Origin of the sequence: Flavobacterium sp. LHD-80, assembly GCF_030929605.1 — a bacterium.
GTDB lineage: Bacteria > Bacteroidota > Bacteroidia > Flavobacteriales > Flavobacteriaceae > Flavobacterium.
This window is the reverse complement of sequence record NZ_JAVFVS010000001.1, coordinates 124,120-141,362: the sequence shown is the minus strand read 5'-3', so window position 1 is coordinate 141,362 and position 17,243 is coordinate 124,120. Positions and strand designations below refer to the sequence as shown.

At 33.0% G+C, this 17,243-nt stretch carries 20 protein-coding genes; 9 read left to right on the top strand and 11 right to left on the bottom strand.

The features are described 5' to 3' along the window. Positions 1-87: 87 nt before the first annotated feature. Together nusB and RB619_RS00595 are read right to left on the bottom strand one after the other, a co-directional pair. Positions 88-999, bottom strand: a complete 912-nt coding sequence (nusB, locus tag RB619_RS00600) for a transcription antitermination factor NusB (protein WP_308093968.1) — start codon at positions 997-999, stop codon at positions 88-90. 312 nt (positions 1,000-1,311) lie between these two features. Continuing rightward, positions 1,312-2,418 carry a Glu/Leu/Phe/Val dehydrogenase gene (locus RB619_RS00595; RefSeq protein WP_308092771.1) on the bottom strand — a complete coding sequence of 369 codons (1,107 nt, stop codon included), beginning with the start codon at positions 2,416-2,418 and terminating at the stop codon, positions 1,312-1,314. Between the two features lie 203 nt (positions 2,419-2,621). Between RB619_RS00595 and RB619_RS00590 the strand changes: the two genes are divergently transcribed. The 4 genes from RB619_RS00590 (at position 2,622) to RB619_RS00575 (ending at position 6,395) form a co-directional block, all read left to right on the top strand. Further along, positions 2,622-4,400, top strand: a complete 1,779-nt coding sequence (locus RB619_RS00590; protein ID WP_308092769.1) for an ABC transporter ATP-binding protein — start codon at positions 2,622-2,624, stop codon at positions 4,398-4,400. A 69-nt stretch (positions 4,401-4,469) separates the two neighbouring features. Continuing rightward, positions 4,470-4,838: a PUR family DNA/RNA-binding protein gene (locus tag RB619_RS00585; RefSeq protein WP_133525240.1), complete on the top strand. Its 369-nt coding sequence runs from the start codon at positions 4,470-4,472 to the stop codon at positions 4,836-4,838. A gap of 156 nt (positions 4,839-4,994) precedes the next feature. Then, positions 4,995-5,825, top strand: coding sequence for an alpha/beta hydrolase (locus RB619_RS00580; protein WP_308092767.1), 831 nt, complete (start codon positions 4,995-4,997; stop codon positions 5,823-5,825). Between the two features lie 21 nt (positions 5,826-5,846). Then, positions 5,847-6,395, top strand: coding sequence for an alpha/beta hydrolase (locus RB619_RS00575; protein WP_308092764.1), 549 nt, complete (start codon positions 5,847-5,849; stop codon positions 6,393-6,395). Between the two features lie 198 nt (positions 6,396-6,593). Here RB619_RS00575 and RB619_RS00570 read toward each other — a convergent pair whose 3' ends face one another. After that, positions 6,594-6,929: a tRNA-binding protein gene (locus RB619_RS00570; protein ID WP_115886341.1), complete on the bottom strand. Its 336-nt coding sequence runs from the start codon at positions 6,927-6,929 to the stop codon at positions 6,594-6,596. 133 nt (positions 6,930-7,062) lie between these two features. On the opposite strand from RB619_RS00570, the gene RB619_RS00565 reads away from it, so the two are divergent. From RB619_RS00565 to RB619_RS00555, 3 genes are all read left to right on the top strand, one after another. Further along, a complete protein-coding gene (locus RB619_RS00565; protein WP_308092761.1) occupies positions 7,063-7,956 on the top strand; it encodes an alpha/beta hydrolase in 894 nt (297 codons plus the stop codon). 236 nt (positions 7,957-8,192) lie between these two features. Further along, positions 8,193-8,747 (top strand): thioredoxin family protein, encoded by a 555-nt coding sequence (locus RB619_RS00560; RefSeq protein WP_308092759.1) that lies wholly within the window; start codon positions 8,193-8,195, stop codon positions 8,745-8,747. A 377-nt stretch (positions 8,748-9,124) separates the two neighbouring features. Next, positions 9,125-9,520 carry a GreA/GreB family elongation factor gene (locus RB619_RS00555; protein ID WP_308092757.1) on the top strand — a complete coding sequence of 132 codons (396 nt, stop codon included), beginning with the start codon at positions 9,125-9,127 and terminating at the stop codon, positions 9,518-9,520. Positions 9,521-9,627: 107 nt separating this feature from the next. Here RB619_RS00555 and RB619_RS00550 read toward each other — a convergent pair whose 3' ends face one another. The 8 genes from RB619_RS00550 to RB619_RS00515 all read right to left on the bottom strand — a co-directional run bounded on the left by RB619_RS00550 (position 9,628) and on the right by RB619_RS00515 (position 15,493). Continuing rightward, positions 9,628-9,945, bottom strand: coding sequence for a cytochrome c (locus RB619_RS00550; protein ID WP_308092755.1), 318 nt, complete (start codon positions 9,943-9,945; stop codon positions 9,628-9,630). A gap of 100 nt (positions 9,946-10,045) precedes the next feature. Further along, positions 10,046-10,978, bottom strand: coding sequence for a peptidylprolyl isomerase (locus tag RB619_RS00545; RefSeq protein ID WP_308092753.1), 933 nt, complete (start codon positions 10,976-10,978; stop codon positions 10,046-10,048). A gap of 47 nt (positions 10,979-11,025) precedes the next feature. Then, entirely contained in the window at positions 11,026-12,168 is a 1,143-nt protein-coding gene (locus tag RB619_RS00540) for an MFS transporter (RefSeq protein WP_308092748.1), read from the bottom strand. Between the two features lie 134 nt (positions 12,169-12,302). Further along, positions 12,303-12,644, bottom strand: coding sequence for a cupin domain-containing protein (locus tag RB619_RS00535; RefSeq protein WP_308092741.1), 342 nt, complete (start codon positions 12,642-12,644; stop codon positions 12,303-12,305). 10 nt (positions 12,645-12,654) lie between these two features. Further along, the gene (locus tag RB619_RS00530) at positions 12,655-13,557 is read right to left on the bottom strand and encodes an archaemetzincin family Zn-dependent metalloprotease (protein WP_308092734.1); all 903 of its coding nucleotides are present in this window, start codon (positions 13,555-13,557) and stop codon (positions 12,655-12,657) included. A 14-nt stretch (positions 13,558-13,571) separates the two neighbouring features. After that, entirely contained in the window at positions 13,572-14,444 is an 873-nt protein-coding gene (locus tag RB619_RS00525; protein ID WP_308092728.1) for a sugar phosphate isomerase/epimerase, read from the bottom strand. A gap of 62 nt (positions 14,445-14,506) precedes the next feature. Beyond that, entirely contained in the window at positions 14,507-15,040 is a 534-nt protein-coding gene (locus RB619_RS00520; RefSeq protein ID WP_308092726.1) for an NADPH-dependent FMN reductase, read from the bottom strand. Between the two features lie 93 nt (positions 15,041-15,133). Beyond that, positions 15,134-15,493 carry a hypothetical protein gene (locus RB619_RS00515; protein ID WP_308092724.1) on the bottom strand — a complete coding sequence of 120 codons (360 nt, stop codon included), beginning with the start codon at positions 15,491-15,493 and terminating at the stop codon, positions 15,134-15,136. 248 nt (positions 15,494-15,741) lie between these two features. Here RB619_RS00515 and trmD point away from each other — a divergent pair, with 248 nt between their 5' ends. Next, the gene (gene trmD, locus RB619_RS00510; protein ID WP_308092722.1) at positions 15,742-16,422 is read left to right on the top strand and encodes a tRNA (guanosine(37)-N1)-methyltransferase TrmD; all 681 of its coding nucleotides are present in this window, start codon (positions 15,742-15,744) and stop codon (positions 16,420-16,422) included. A 239-nt stretch (positions 16,423-16,661) separates the two neighbouring features. After that, entirely contained in the window at positions 16,662-17,012 is a 351-nt protein-coding gene (rplS, locus tag RB619_RS00505; RefSeq protein ID WP_073487327.1) for a 50S ribosomal protein L19, read from the top strand. Positions 17,013-17,243: the final 231 nt, after the last annotated feature.

The window sequence follows — 17,243 nt, the reverse complement described above, 5'->3', positions numbered from 1 at the left end:
TTTGATTTATATTAATATTTTTTTTTTGCGTTGGCTCTTCAACTTCGCTCAGAGTGACAACTCAAAATTATTTTTTTATTTTAAATTTTACATCAACCCTCTTCCTACTTTCACCATTTTTTTATTGGCTTCAAGTTCTTTAACAAGGTTATCTAAAATTCCGTTGATAAAAATACTGCTTTTTGGTGTAGAATACTCTTTTGCAATTTCTAAATATTCGTTAAGAGTTACTTTCACTGGTATCGAAGGGAATTTCAAAAATTCGCAGATTGCCATTTTCAGAATAATGGTATCAATTTCAGCAATACGCTCGCTGTCCCAGTTTGGTGTTTTGTCATCGTACTCTTTTGCCAAAACCGCTTCGTTCAAAACGGTACGTCTAAATAAATCTTTAGCAAAATCTTTATCTTCAACGTCTTTGTATAATTTCGGAACTCTAAAAGCATCTGGATCATCTGTTTTGATCGCTTTTAATTGCTTGATAATATGCGTGTTTACCACCGGAATATCATCAACCCAAGTTAATTTATCATCTTCAAGATATTCATATAATTTCTCATTCGGAACAATAACATTTTCAAACAAATCAATTATAAATTGTCTGTCTTCTTCAAATGTATTGACAGTATTGCTCATGTATTTTTTGTAAATATCACTTGCTTTAATATCATTTAAAAGCAAAATGATATAATCGTCATTTAAAGACCAGTTATTGATTTTACGAGTTTCTAAAGCAATGCTAAGAGAGTTGCTTTCGGCAAGAAGCTGAAAAATTTTGTTTTTAACAAACTTTTCGTTTGGGTTACGTTCTGCTGCAGTTGCAAGGTGTTTTTTGCTTGAAAGATGTAAAAAAACAGATTCTTTTTTGCAAATTTCAATCAATGAAGAAAGCATTATAAGATATAAGTCCTGAATATTATCTATGCTATAAAAAAGAAATTTTTCTTCTTTTTCCATATTATCAGAACCGCTTTGATGCATTGCATAAATGGATTGCATTACTTTAACGCGTATGTGTCTTCTATTTACCACCTTGTAAGAACTTTTAAAAATTAGAGTGCAAAATTAAGAATTTCAATCCTGATATTAAAATTTATTCGCAAAAAAGTCATGGTTTTAGTGGTCAGTTTTCAGAATTCAGTGGTCAGTCTCCGTTTTTAGTGATCAGTTATCAGTATTTAGTGGTCAGTTATCAGTATTTAGTGGTCAGTCTAAGTTTACAGATAAAAAAAGTCTCAGTTTACAGATAAAACTGTAAACTGAGACTTAGACTATAAACTGAACACTAAAAAGTGAACACTGAACACTTAATTATTTCGCTGCGTTTTCAATTCTTCTCGCATCAATACGATTTTGAGCAATTGTAAGCGCTGCTTTATGCGTTGTAATTCCGTTTTTCACAGCATAATCGATAATTTCTAAAGTAGTGTTATAGATATTTTCGGTTTTAGTCATGATTTCGGCTTTACCGTAGTTTGCTAATTCAGCATAAACATTAATGATTCCACCAGCATTGATCAAGAAATCAGGAGCATATAAAATTCCTCTTTCTTGTAATCTTGCACCGTGAACATTTTCGTCTGCTAATTGATTATTTGCTGCACCAGCAATAACTTTAGCTTTAATTTTATCTACTGTATTATCATTGATGATTGCTCCCATTGCGCACGGCGCGTAGATATCAACGTCAGCAGCATACAAATCTTCACCTGTATAAATTGTTGCGTTGTATTTTTGAGCAACTTCATATAACTTTTCTTCGTTGATATCTGAAATTGTAACCTTAGCGCCTTCTTTAGTCAAATACTCAACCAAAGCTTCACCTACGTGTCCAATTCCCTGAACCAAAACTTTTTTACCATCTAAAACATCAGAACCAAACTGACTTTTAGCAGCGGCTTTCATTCCTAAATAAACTCCGTAAGCTGTTACAGGAGAAGGATTTCCAGAACCACCTCTTTCTTCAGAGATTCCAGTAACGTAAGGCGTTACATCTCTTACAGTATCCATATCTTTTGTCTCCATTCCAACATCTTCAGCAGTAATATATCTTCCGCTTAAAGAGTGAACAAATTCTCCAAACTTGCGCATTAACTCAGGAGTTTTCTGCGTTTTAGCATCACCAATAATAACAGCTTTACCACCGCCAATATTAAGTCCAGTAATGGCAGATTTATAAGTCATACCTCTTGAAAGGCGTAAAACATCATTTAAAGCTTCCCATTCTGTGTTGTAATTCCACATTCTGGTGCCTCCTAAAGCTGGTCCCATAACCGAATTATGAATACCAATAATTGCTTTTAAACCTGTATCTTTGTCATTGCAAAATACAATTTGTTCGTGATCGTCAAAAGATAATTGACCAAAAACAGGATCCATTTTTTGAAGTTCCTTTCCAGTTGCGAAAGTTGCATCCATAGCGCTAGTATTAATTAGTTAAAATTATGAATTTGTCAAAAAGACTTCTCAAACATAATTAAAAAATACACATGTGCTAATTTTTTATCTTTAAAATAACAATTTTACAATATAATTGTTTTGATTAAAACGCAGATTATTATAATTTTAATTAACAATAATTCATAATTTTAAATCAAATCAATATCACATTTCTTAAAAAAATGAAAGAATTAAGCTATTTAAATAAATATTTTGTCAAATATAAATTCAGTTTTTCCTTTGGAATTTTAATCACAATAATCGCACAAATATTCTTTTTATTTACACCAAAACTTGTCAGCCACTCTTTTGATGTCATTGAACGCTTTCTAAAACTCTCAGAAGCAGACCAAAACTCATCAATTATCAGAAATTTCTACAGACAAGATTTGATCAATAATGTGTTGTTAATCATTGGAAGTGCGATTGTAGCTGGATTTTTAACCTTTTTAATGCGCCAAACATTGATTGTAATGTCGCGCCATATTGAGTTTGATTTAAAAAATGAAGTTTTTAAACATTACGAGGTACTTTCGCAAAATTTCTACAAACAAAATCGCACGGGAGATTTGATGAACCGAATTAGCGAGGACGTTTCAAAAGTTCGTATGTACGTTGGTCCAGCCGTTATGTACACAATTAACACTTTTATTCGTTTTGCAATCGTGATAATATATATGTATAATGTTTCGCCGTTATTGACTTTATATACGATTCTTCCCTTGCCAATTCTTTCTTACTGCATTTTTAAGTTAAGTTCCGAAATCAACAAACGAAGTACTACTTTCCAGCAATATCTTTCAAAAGTTTCTAGTTTCACGCAGGAAATATTTTCTGGAATTAGAGTAATAAAAGCCTATTCTTTAGAAAATCAACATCAAAATAATATGGTTGATCTGTCTGAAGAAAGCAAACGTAAAAGTTTAGATTTAGCCAAAGTTCAGTCGCTTTTTGGCCCACTTATGATCGCGCTTATCGGAATCAGTAATTTGGTAGTAATTTATTTTGGTGGTATTATGTATATCAACGGAACGATTCCGAATATTGGAACCATTGCCGAATTTATTCTGTACGTAAACATGCTTACTTGGCCCGTAGCTTCTTTAGGCTGGGTTTCATCAATGGTTCAGGAAGCTGAAGCTTCTCAAAAACGTTTAAATGAGTTTTTGAAAATCGAGCCAGAAATCAAAAACAACAATCCAAATCCATCAGAAATTCAAGGTTCGATTGCTTTTGAAAATGTTAGCTACACTTATGAAGATACAAATATTGAAGCTTTAAAAAATGTAACTTTTTCGGTTAAAAATGGAGAAACTTTAGCCATTTTGGGTAAAACCGGATCTGGAAAATCGACTATTTTGTCTTTGATTTCCCGATTATATGATGTTACCGAAGGAAGAATCACAATTGATCAAAATGAAATCAGCACTTTAAATTTAAATGATCTGAGAAACAACATCGGAATTGTACCTCAAGATGCCTTTTTATTTTCAGACACTATCAAAAATAACATCAAATTCGGAAATCAAAATGCGACCGATGAAGAAGTTATTATAGCTGCTAAAAATGCTGTAGTTCATGACAATATTATAGCATTCAACAAACAATATGACACTATTTTGGGCGAACGAGGAATTACACTTTCTGGCGGACAAAAGCAACGTGTATCAATTGCGCGCGCTATAATTAAAAATCCGGCGATTTTACTTTTTGACGATTGCCTTTCGGCTGTTGATACAGAAACGGAAGAAACTATCTTAAATAATTTATTTGAAATTTGTAAAAATAAAACTACAATTATTGTAAGCCACCGAGTTTCATCGGCTAAAAATGCCGACAAGATTATCATTTTAGAGGATGGCAAAATAATTCAACAAGGCTCTCATAATCAATTAATAAATCAGGAAGGCTATTATTCATCGTTATATTTAAAACAACTTTCGGAAAAAGAATTACTTTAATTGTTGTGTAATAGATAATTTTTTATGATTTTTGATTACTATTAATTCCAAAAAATGATAGAACGTATTATGAGAGAAAATGACATGTTAGAAAAAGAAGAGATTTTTTCTAAAGTATTACGAGCAGGAAGAAGAACTTATTTCTTTGATGTGAGAGCTACTAAAGCTGACGATTACTACATCACGATTACCGAAAGTAAAAAATTTACTGAAGAAGATGGTTCTTTTCATTTTAAAAAACACAAAATTTACTTGTACAAAGAAGATTTTAGTGCTTTTGCCGAAATACTAGAAGAAATGACTTCATACGTCTTGAACCACAAAGGCGAAGAAGTAATCTCTGAAAGACACCAAAAAGATTTTAAAAAAGAATACGGTTCTGACAAAACTGAAGGACAAAGATCTAGTTTTACTGATATTGATTTTGATGATATTTAGTCCCAAATAACTTTTTAAAAAGTACGAGTCCAATATGTCCAGCATTTTGGACTTTTTTTATATATTTAAATTCTATAATTTTAGTCGAGGTAAAAATTTTAGATTTTAGAATTCAGATTTTAGATTCTGAAAAACTAAATCTGTAAAACATTAAAAATGAAAAAACTAATTCTCTTATTTGCTTTCGTATTCATAACTGCTTCGTCATTTGCTCAAAAATTAGAATACGACACCAAATCAAATATTCAATATTATAACGCTTCAATCAATAAATCTGACAGTTACATAAATGAAAGATGCGTTTTAGATATTTATTATCCAAAAAACACTAAAAATTTTGCTACAATAATTTGGTTTCACGGAGGTGGATTGACGGGCGGAAACAAGGAAATTCCGGAAGCTTTAAAAAATAAAGGTTTTGCTATTATTGGCGTTAACTATAGGCTTTCGCCGAAAGTAAAAGCAGAAAAAGCGATTGAAGATGCTGCAGCTGCTATAGCATGGACTTTTAACAACATTGCTAATTATGGAGGTGATGCTTCGCAGATTTTCGTTTCAGGGCATTCTGCTGGCGGTTATTTAGCCTTAATGACTGGATTGGACAAAAAATGGCTTCAAAAAGAAGGAATTGATGCCAATAAAATAGCTGGACTTATTCCGTTTAGCGGACAATGTATTACCCATTTTGAAATTAGACGACAGAACGGAATTCCTGAAAAACAGCCAACAATTGATGCTTTCGCACCTTTATATCATGTTCGTGCCGATGCTCCACCACTTTTACTGATTACTGGAGATCGTGAACTAGAAATGCTGGGACGTTATGAAGAAAACGCTTATATGGCCCGCATGATGAAACTCTTGGGTCATACACAAACCAAACTTTATGAATTAGACGGTTACGGTCACGGAATGACTGAACCTGGTTTTCCGTTGCTTGTTAATGAGATAAATCGAATTTTAAAAGAAAAACAAACCAAAAAATAAACACAATAAAATTCCACGGCAATGGACACACAATTATTGATTTTACCTGGATTAGGAAATTCTGGAGACAAACACTGGCAGACCTTTTGGCACGATAAATTTAAAAATTCTATTCGTTTAGTTCAAGACAATTGGGACGAACCGCTTCGTGAAGACTGGATTTCGCGCTTAAATGAAGAAATTGCTAAATTAGAAAATCCAACAATTTTAGTTGCTCACAGTCTGGCGGTTTCTTTAGTATTGCATTGGGCAGAAAACAATTCGAACAAAAATATTATAGGTGCTTTATTGGTTGCTCCCGCAGATGTCGATTCGCCTGAACATACTCCAGATATTGTTAGGAATTTTTCACCAATGCCTCTTTATAAATTACCATTTCCGTCAATTGTTGTAGCAAGCGAAAATGATCCGTATGCTACCTTCGAAAGAAAACAATATTTTGCCGAAAAATGGGGAAGCGATTTTGTAAACGTTGGAAAACAAGGACACATTAATTCGGATTCGGATTTAAAATATTGGGAAGAAGGACAAGTGATTTTGAATCAGTTGATCGCGAATATTGAAAAGTGATCAGTGTTCAGGTTTTTAGTGTTCAGCTTAACTTCTAGTGATCAGTGTTCAGCTTAACTTCTAGTGATCAGTGTTCAGCTTAACTTCTAGTGATCAGTGTTCAGCTTAACTTCTAGTGATCAGTGTTCAGTTGTTTAGTGTTCAGTTGTTTTTGCAATTAAAGACTGAACACTAAAAACCTGAACACTGAACACTAAACTACCCTATTCTAAGTCCATTTTCTATCTTAAAATCCGGAGCAAGTAAAATAACATCTCCCTCCTCTCCTACAGCGCCAAGAACAAGACATTCGCTCATAAATTTTCCGATTTGTTTTTTAGGAAAATTGACAACGGCAACGATTTGTCTATTAACTAAATCTTCCTTTTTATAGCGCTTTGTAATTTGCGCTGATGATTTTCTGATTCCAATTTCGGAACCAAAATCTATCGTTAATTGAAATGCTGGTTTTCTTGCTTCGGGAAAATCGTTTACCTCAACAATGGTTCCAACACGCATATCGGTTCTTTCAAATTCGTTCCAAGTTAAATCCATTTTGTAAGCTATCTAGTTTATTTACAAACCTATAATTTTGTAATGAATTGCACTAATTCTATAACTAGTTTTTCTGGCTTCACTTTTAATTTTACGAGACAATTAAATGAAACTAACAGTAAAAACATATAAAATGGAAAATAGTGTAATAACTCCAGGCATTTCTCTCAAAGATTTCGATTATGAAGTTAATAAATCAAATAGTGATAAATATATTGAAACTGCAAAAAATGTAAAACTTTATGTTAGAGATTATGGAAAAGGAAAACCCGTAATTCTCATTCACGGCTGGCCACTTTCAAACGAGATGTGGGAATATCAAATAGAATTTCTGGTTCAGAATAATTACAGAGTAATTGCTTATGACCGTCGTGGTTTTGGTAAATCATCGCAACCTTGGGATGGTTATGATTATGATACTTTGACTGATGATTTAAACGAAATTATTGAACAGTTGCAACTAGATGATGTGACTTTAGTTGGTTTTTCTATGGGTGGTGGAGAAGTCGTTAGATATTTCAGCAGACATCAGGGAAAAGGCGTTACTAAAGCTGCTTTAATTTCGTCAATTATCCCATTTTTAGCAAAAACGGAAGACAATCCTGAAGGACGCCCAAAAGAAAAAGGAGAATCTAGCGCAACAGCGATTAGAGAAGACAGAATTGGTTTTCTAGATAATTTTGGAAAAATATTCTTTGGGGTAAATATTATCAACAAACCTTTAAGCACACCTTTGTTAGAATATTATAGAAATTTATGTTCTGTAGCTTCGCCACGCGCAACTTTGCAATGTGCCGAATCTTTAAACACGACCGATTTTAGAGATGAACTTCACACCATTAAGGTTCCAACTTTAATAATTCATGGAACTGATGATAAAAATGTTCCTATCGAAATCAGTTCAGAAAAAACAGCAAAAGCAATAGAAAACAATACTTTCATTGTTTACGAAGGCGCACCACATGGTTTATTTTATACCGAAAAAGACAAACTAAATAAAGATTTACTTGAATTTTTGAATTCATAAACAAATCTATTGATAAAATAGCTCCCGCAGATTCTGCAGATTTAGTAGATATTTTAAAACTTCAAAAAAAATAATCCGCTAAATCTGCAGAATCTGCGGGAGTTTTTTTCATCACTTTTTTATAAATCATTTTAATCTTATTATTTGCGTCAAAAAGTCAAACAGTAAAAGAATTCTTTCTTGTGCTCTTTTATTTACAGAAATAAGCCTATTTTTGAGAATAAATTATCTGTAAAATGGCACGAACTCCTTCAAATATGATTCCGCTTGGAACAATAGCTCCCGAATTTTATTTAAAAGATACCAATTCAAACAACACCTATTCTTTTGAAGATTTGAAAGGTTCAAAAGGAACGCTTGTCATTTTTATGTGTAATCATTGTCCGTTTGTACTTCACGTGATTAAAGAAATTGTAATGATTGCCAATGATTATCGTGTTCAGGGATTAGGAATTGTAGCCATTTCAAGCAATGATATCGAAAAATATCCTGAGGATTCTCCAGAAATGATGACCGATTTTGCCTTTAAAAACAAAATCGATTTTCCGTATTTATTCGATGAAACTCAAGAAATCGCGAAAGCTTATGATGCAGCCTGCACACCTGATTTCTTTTTATTTGATAGCCAAAATAAATTATTTTACAGAGGCCAACTAGACGATTCAAGACCAGGAAATGGAATTCCGTTAAGCGGAAGTGATTTAAGAGGCGCTATCGACGCCTTAATTTACAACCGAACTTTGAGTGAGATCCAGAAACCAAGTATTGGCTGTAATATCAAATGGAAATAAACTTTCAAAAAAGTTTGTTATCTTTGTAAAACAAGCTAAAAATTACTCATCGTGAGCACGCTGCTACTAATTACAGTTTCGTTATTACTGTTTTCTTCTCCAAGAAAACCGCTTTCGGCTGTATTTATTTCACATAGCAAGGCCTTTATTAATTAGGCCTCCGTCTATTTCATTTCTTCTTTCAGGCGGAGGATTTACATTTTTTTAAAACTTTATCTTATTTGACAAAATCAAATTTTGGTCAGATATTTTTTTGTTTTTCCACATTTAAGCATTTTAAAATTTCAGCCTTTTATAAGGTAATGAAACGACTTGCTTTCTTTATTCTAAAAGAAGAAAATTCATTCAAAGCAAACAACATTAAAATTCAAACAGATATGAAACCAATACCCACTTTCACTAAATCAGAATATCAATTTTTAAGAGAGTTGATTTTAAAAAGCAAAAATTCAACAAATACTAAAGAAGCTAATCAGCTTTCACAAGAATTAGATCGCGCAATTATAAGTAAGGAAAGCGATTTAGACTCTTCGGTTATCAGAATAAATTCTTTTGTAACGATTGAAGATGTAATAGCCAAGAAACAAATGACAATACAAATTGTCCTCCCTTCGTCTGCCGATTTAAAGCAATCGAAAATTTCAATTTTAGCACCTTTAAGCGTGGCTATTATTGGTTTTAAAGAAAATGATCAAGTCGATTGGGAATTGCCGGCCGGAATCAAAACTTTAAAAATAATTGCAGTAAAAAATGCTGAAGTTCCTACTTCGTAAACTTTTAAACACCTCATTTATATGAAGGTGTTTTTTTATATCTGTCTGAAAACAAAAAAACTATTCAATTCTGAATAGTTTTTTTGTTTTTGTTTAACTGCAAATTATTACAATTGCGAGTGGATATAATTTGTTATCGAAGCCATATTAGTATCATCTACTTTTGCTTTCTTCTGCATGCGAACCAAAATTGGTTGCCATTCTTCTTTCGTAAATTTCGTCGGCTCGTACAACTTATGACATTTTGCACAGCTGTTTTCATATAAGCTTTTCCCTGCAGCAAGTTCTGGAGTTAATTCCTTTGCTTTTACAGTTTCAGTAACCGCAGGCGCTGCTGGTGCAACAGGAGCTGCAGGCGCTTTTTTTGTACCGCACGAAACTAGTAATAGCACTGCTGCGGTTAAAGTTAAAATTTTTGATTTCATTGCTTTGGTTTGTTTTTATTTTAAGTAAATATAAAAAAATCCCATATGCCGCGGCATATGGGATTACTATTTAAAATAATACTAAATTGCTCTTATATTCTTATTTAACGTCCATTAATTCAACGTCAAAAATCAAAGTTGCGTTTGGTGGAATAACTCCTCCAGCACCTGATGGTCCGTAAGCTAAATCAGATGGAATTACAAAACGAGCTTTGTCTCCAACTTGTAATAAAGCAATACCTTCGTCCCATCCTTCGATAACTTGTCCAATTCCTAATTTAAATTCGATTGGTTTTTTTCTTGGGTAAGAAGAATCAAAAACTTTTCCGTTTTCTAAAGAACCTTCGTAGTGAACAGAAACTGTTTTTCCTGCTTCAGCTCTTTTACCTTCTCCTTTTTGAATCATTTTATAACGTAAACCGCTTTCAGTTTTATCAAAACCAGCAGCTAATTGCTCCATTTTTGCTTCAGATTCTGCTTTTAAAGCCGCTTCTCTTTTTAGACGTGCACCTTTTAAACCGATAAAAGCTTCAATAGCATTCCATTTTTGAGCTTCTTCTCCAACTCTAATGATTTCTAAAGTTTCAAGAGCATCACCTTGAGCAACAGCATCAACAATATCTTGTCCTTCTACTACATGACCAAAAACTGTATGTTTTCCGTCTAACCAAGGAGTTGGAACGTGCGTGATGAAAAATTGAGAACCGTTAGTTCCAGGACCTGAGTTTGCCATAGACAAAACTCCCGGACGATCGTGTTTTAAACTTGGAATGAATTCGTCATCAAATTTATATCCAGGATCTCCAGTTCCAGTTCCTTTAGGACATCCACCCTGAATCATGAAATCAGCAATTACTCTGTGAAAGTTTAATCCGTCATAGAATTTTTGTCCTTGAGGTTTCACTTTATTTTCCATATTTCCTTCTGCAAGAGCAACAAAGTTTCCTACAGTTCCTGGTGTCAAATCGTGCGTCAATTTTACTAAAATCGAACCTTTGCTAGTATTAAATTTAGCGTATATTCCGTTTTCCATGTTGTATTTTTTTTTATTCGAATGCAAATTTACAAATTAATTATTTATCAATTTGTCTTTCTATTTTTAGATTTATAAGTAAGTCCATAAACGACAAATGCCAATGCTGATAAGCCAACACATCCAAGTGCAACTGCATGCCATCCTCCCAATTTCCAAAGTAATAACCCGTACGCAGATCCGGCAGCAGTTCCTAAAAAGCTAAACGACATGAAAACTGTGTTTAACCTGTTTCTAGCTTCTGGCAATAATGAATAAACTCGGGTTTGATTTGAAATGTGAACACCTTGAATTCCTATATCAATAAATACAATTCCAATCGCAATTCCGATTACGCTTTCTATCGAAAAATAAAAAATGAGAAAGCTTATCAAGATCAATAAACAACCATAACCAACGGCAATTCTAGAATTTCCTTTATCTCCAATTTTACCAACCAAAGGCGCCGCCAAAGCTCCAGAAGCACCTACAATTCCGAATAAACCAATTGTAGCACTATTAAAACCAAACGGTTCGCCGGAAAGCAATAAAACCATTGTAGTCCAAAAAGCACCAAACTGAGCAAAACTGAACACGTTAATTGCTGTGGCTTCGCGTAAAACCGGCTGTGTTTTTATAAGTGCAAATAAGGATTGAATCAATTGCCCGTAAGTTCCTTGAAACTGTGGTTTATTAACTGGAAATTTATTTTGAATCACGAAAAAGATCAAAAGACAAATTCCGGCAGCGATATAAAACATCGATCTCCAGCCTAAGACTTGGCCAATAAGTCCGCTTAAAGTTCTGGAAAGCAAAATTCCGACCAATAAACCACTCATAATTGTTCCGATAACTTTTCCACGCTGTTCTGGCGTACTTAAAGAAGCTGCCAAAGGCAAAATAAGCTGTGGCACAATCGATGTGATTCCAATCAATAAAGAAGCGATTTGTAAAATAAGAAAACTTTTGGCTGTTGCAGCAATCAATAGCGCGATTACAGAAGCAAAAGTGGTAATCAAAATTTGTTTTTTACGCTCTAATTTGTCACCAAGTGGCACCATAAAAAAGAGACCAATTGCATAACCAGCCTGCGTAAGGTACGTTATTGTTCCAGCGCTGGCTTCGGGAATTTTAAATTCGTTGGCAATTAAAACAATCAAAGGCTGGCAGTAATAAAGATTTGCAACTATAAGACCAGTGCAAACTGCCATAAACAAGACATTGGTTTTAGATAAATTCATGGTGCAAAAATACCACTCTAATCTTTAGCAAAACTTTAAAAAATCTATAAATTTTTCAAATTCAAGTTACGATCAGGATATTTTTGCACCAATATCACTGACTTTTAAGATTTTAAAAAATCTTCGCGGACAGGGCTAAAAACATCTGTAAGCATTCCGGTTTCAAGACAAACAACGCCATGAACAGCGTGAGGCGGAATATAAAAACTGTCTCCTTCTTTTAAAGTTTCTGTTACACCGCTTATAGTTACATCAAATTTTCCACTCGCAATATAAGTTACCTGCGAATGGTAATGATCGTGCAGGACGCCGATGCCACCTTTTTCAAAATGAACATTTACAAGCATAATTCGGTCATCAAAAGCCAAAATTTTGCGTTTAATTCCTTCGCCTACTACTTCCCATTCTATATCGTCACCTTTTATAAATTCTTTGCTCGTTGCCATTTTATTCTTTTTAAATTTTTTCAATATCTTTTTTCATTAATGCTAATCCGTCTGCCAGGTTATTTTCTTTAAAATACTCTTCTAATTCTTTCAGCCTTTTTACATTATCATATTTGAATCCTGAATTTAGTTTTCTTTGGCAGAGCGAACACAATCTGAGTGAATGTTCATCTGTTTCAGACAAACTATTCGTGCCATTCATCACGCAATCGGCCTCAATGCAATGATGCAGACCAAACATATGTCCAATTTCATGCGAACAAATTTTAAGCAATCGCTCTAAACATAAACTAAAATCTGCTCCTTCCATTTTTTTGTCATACAGCCTGTGAATCGAACTTACAGCGATTTTATCTCTATAAGACGCAAGCCCAAAAACATAATTCCATTCTGGTTTTGGATACAAATCTTTTTCTGTTATCGCCATTAAAGCAATCCCTTTATCATGTTTTTCGTTCTTTAAAACACTGTCTAAAATATATCCTGCCAAAAATTGCTCTTGACCAAGCTCTCCTTTTCTTCTAACATGTTTGGGAATAATATCATTTGAAACCTCTTTCAAAACCTTTGTTTTCAACTGAAAAAATAGTTCTAAATATTGACGAACCAATTCAATTTGTTTGACTTTCAACGAATCGAATTCTCCTATTGGTTGCAAATAAATAATATTTTCTTCTTTTGTTGGTACAATATGTTTTGTATTTATGAATTGCTCAAAACTCTGCCCTTTTTCTGGATGCGAATACAACCAATCGCCAAAAACCGGCTTACCAAGCTTTACGTCATTGACTTTAATTGCTGTGAAATATGGATTTGGAGTTAAATTTAATTCCGGATTTCCTCCTGAATTTTCTTTTTTATTTGATTGACATGAACAAAGAATCGCAACTATCAGAAAAAGAACTTTCTTCATAAATTACCAATAAATTAAATTAGATTTTTCGCAATAAAATCACAGCTAGTTTTTATGGATTCAAAAGCATTAGCTGCAAAATTATTTTCCTGTTCAACAAAAAAATGAATCATTCCTGATTGTTTTGCTGCTGCAAATAAAGGCTTAAAATCAATTAATCCTGAACCAACTTCAGTATTCAGCGCTTGGTTTGCTTTATCCATATCTTTTATATGCCACATTTTGAAACGACCCGGATTTTCTTTAAACAATTTTAAAGAATCATTTCCAGATCTTGCTACCCAGTATAAATCCAATTCAAAGTAAACTAAATCTTTGTCCGTTTCCTTTAACAAGATTTCATAACCCGTAACGCCGTCATGTTTTTGAAATTCAAAATCGTGATTATGATATGCTAATTTAAGACCTGCTTTTTTGCACATTTTAGCCGCTTCGTTTAAACGCAAAGCAATAGTTTTATAATTCTCTATAGTTTTTCTAAAGGGTTCATCGACCCATGGAACGGTTAGGAATTCGTTTTTCAAAACTTTTGCGGCTTCAATTGCAGCAATAAGTTCGGCTGTATTTCCATCGTATAAATAACTTCCTAAATTATAATGACCACTAACTGCTTTTAAATCATTATCATCCAAAATCTTTTTTAAATCCTTTGGCGATAATCCCCAAAATTGATCTTTTATAGAAAAACCATATGTTTCGACAGTTGTATAACCCGCTTTTGCTACTTTTTCTAAAGTCGATTTTACATCTTTAGGAAGTTCATCACGCAATGTATATAACTGCAAACCTATTTCTTTTTTGTTCATAGTAAAAGCTAATGAAGGCAGCGCTAAAACCGCAGTTGCAGCCAAGCCAGTATTTATAATAAAGTTTCTTCTCGTTATCATTTGAATCTCAATAAATCTAAAAGTAAAACTAGTCTTTTTATTGAAATACTGCACAAATCAATCTAAAATTGATTTTGAAAATTAGTGATAAAGTTGGCAAGCGCCTTTTCTGTGTCGAGATTTGTGATTTTTCCTTCGTTATCTATTTTTCCGCGAACACCTTGTATCAATAATGTTGAAGTGTTGTCGAATTTAGCTTCAACCGTTTTCATAATAAGCAAAAGTTGGTCATGCGCCATTTCACCAGACGCCGAAGCTGTGATAAGTCCCGACTTTTTCCCTGAAAAAACAGTCGTCGAAACACACCATTCTAAAGCATTCTTTAAAGTTCCTGGTAAACTGAAAACATATTCTGGAGTACAGATCAAGATACCATCTGCCTGGGCAACTTTATTTCTGAAATGAATTACGCTTTCTGGTGCTTTTTCTTGATCAAGATCAGGATTAAAATGTGGTAATCGATCTAATTTTTCAAAAATTTCAACCTCAAATTGTGATTTTAAATTTTCTGAAATATGTTTTAGAATTTTAAAATTGCTGGCATTTTTTCTAGTACTGCCATTAATTGCGAAGATTTTTATTTTTTGAGAAGACATTCTTAATTGGCGCTATTTTTAAATTGAACCTTTAAAAATACCATTTATTTATAAACGAAATAAAATTCTTTACTGAAAAATTATGCTTCGAAATCACTTCACCGTCAACAAACTCATCCCCGATAATTTATCAGAATCAATAGATTGTGGAGGATAATTTTGTTTTTCATTTCTATAAGAAACTACTTTTCCAGATTTATCTACATAAATATAAACGTAATTCCAATATAACGGACCTGCCATTCTTGAATCATGATCTTTATCTTTTTCATAAACTTGATCTGCGTAAACCAATATTTCGCCATCTGTTGTATTATCAAATGTCCTTACTGGAGTTCCCCAGGCTTTCATCAAATTTTGTTTTGATTTACCAACCCATTTGTCACCCGTATTTTTTGAGCTCGCGCATGCACATAATACCATTACAGCACACAATACAATTATTTTTTTCATTAGATCAAGATTTAGATTTAAGGCAAAAGTTTTACACATAAACAATTATGTAATGGTACTTAAAATTATTAAAAAAAGGATTACATAAAAACATTCAAATGTTATATAATTATTATTTATTCATTTGAAAAGCAATTAATTAAATACAAAAAAATCCATTTAATTTCACATTTGTTCAAGCTGGCATTTTTTAAATTTCTTCCATATTTACTTTGTATCTTTGCACCCAAAACTTTTGAAAGAGCGAAATGCGAATTGACATTATTACACTTTTACCTGAATTATTAAGAAGCCCATTTGAAGCTTCAATTATGAAACGTGCCATTGACAAAGGTTTAGTCGAAGTACATTTTCACAATCTTCGTGATTATAGTACTAATAGACAAAAAAGTGTCGACGATTATCCTTTTGGAGGAGGCGCAGGAATGGTAATGACAATTCAGCCAATTGACGATTGTATAACTCATTTAAAAAGTCAGCGAGAATATGATGAAATCATTTATATGTCGCCTGACGGAGAAACGCTGAATCAAAAAATGGCCAACACAATGTCAATGTATGAAAACATAATCATTTTATGCGGACATTATAAAGGTGTTGATCAAAGAGTAAGAGATCATTTTATTACCAAAGAAATCTCGATTGGTGATTATGTTTTATCTGGCGGAGAATTAGGCGCGATCGTTTTATCTGATGCATTAATTAGATTAATTCCTGGTGTTTTAAGTGATGAAACCTCAGCTTTGACGGACAGTTTTCAGGATAATTTGCTTTCTGGACCTATATACACAAGACCCGCAGATTATAAAGGATGGAAAGTTCCAGAAGTTTTAACCAGCGGTCATGCAGCCAAAATTGATAAATGGCGCGAAGACAAGGCGTTCGAACACACTAAAAATAGACGTCCAGATTTATTGGAAGAACATTAAATAGTTTTCAGTCTCAGTCTCAGTCTCAGTTCTCAGTTTAGATGCTAAATTCATGCAGCAAAAACTGAAAACTACCACTGAAAACTGAGACTAACAATCAATTTATCAACAACTTAAAATAATTTACAATTTATAATTCATAATTTATAATTATTTTCTACATTTGCACCCGAATTAGACTAACCTCTGGCGAGATCCGTGAATGTTACTCTATATAAAACTATAATAATAAAATTATCATGGCAGATTTATTAAAATTCGTTCAAAACGAATTCGTTGCTAAAAAAGATTTCCCTGAGTTTGGAGCTGGAGATACTATCACAGTTTTCTACGAAATTAAAGAGGGTGAAAAAACAAGAACTCAGTTTTTTAAAGGAGTTGTTATTCAAAGAAGAGGTTCTGGAAACACAGAAACTTTCACGATTCGTAAAATGTCTGGAGCTATTGGAGTTGAGCGTATCTTCCCAGTAAACTTACCAGCTTTACAAAAAATCGAAATCAACAAAAAAGGTGCAGTTCGTAGAGCTAGAATTTTCTACTTCAGAGAACTTACTGGTAAAAAAGCTAAGATTAAAGATAAAAGAAGATAATCATTTATCACTTTGTTATAAAAAACTCGTTTCATATCATTTGAAACGAGTTTTTTTTATGCCTTTATTTCGGCCAATATCAAAACCGTAATTTTTTAATATCAAAACCATTGATTTGACAATTTAAAGAGAATGAAATAACAATCTGTTAAATCCTCCATTTCTAAACAAAACTACACCGATTTCGGACTGTTTTTATTATATTTGCTCCGCTCGTTTTGAGCCGACTAT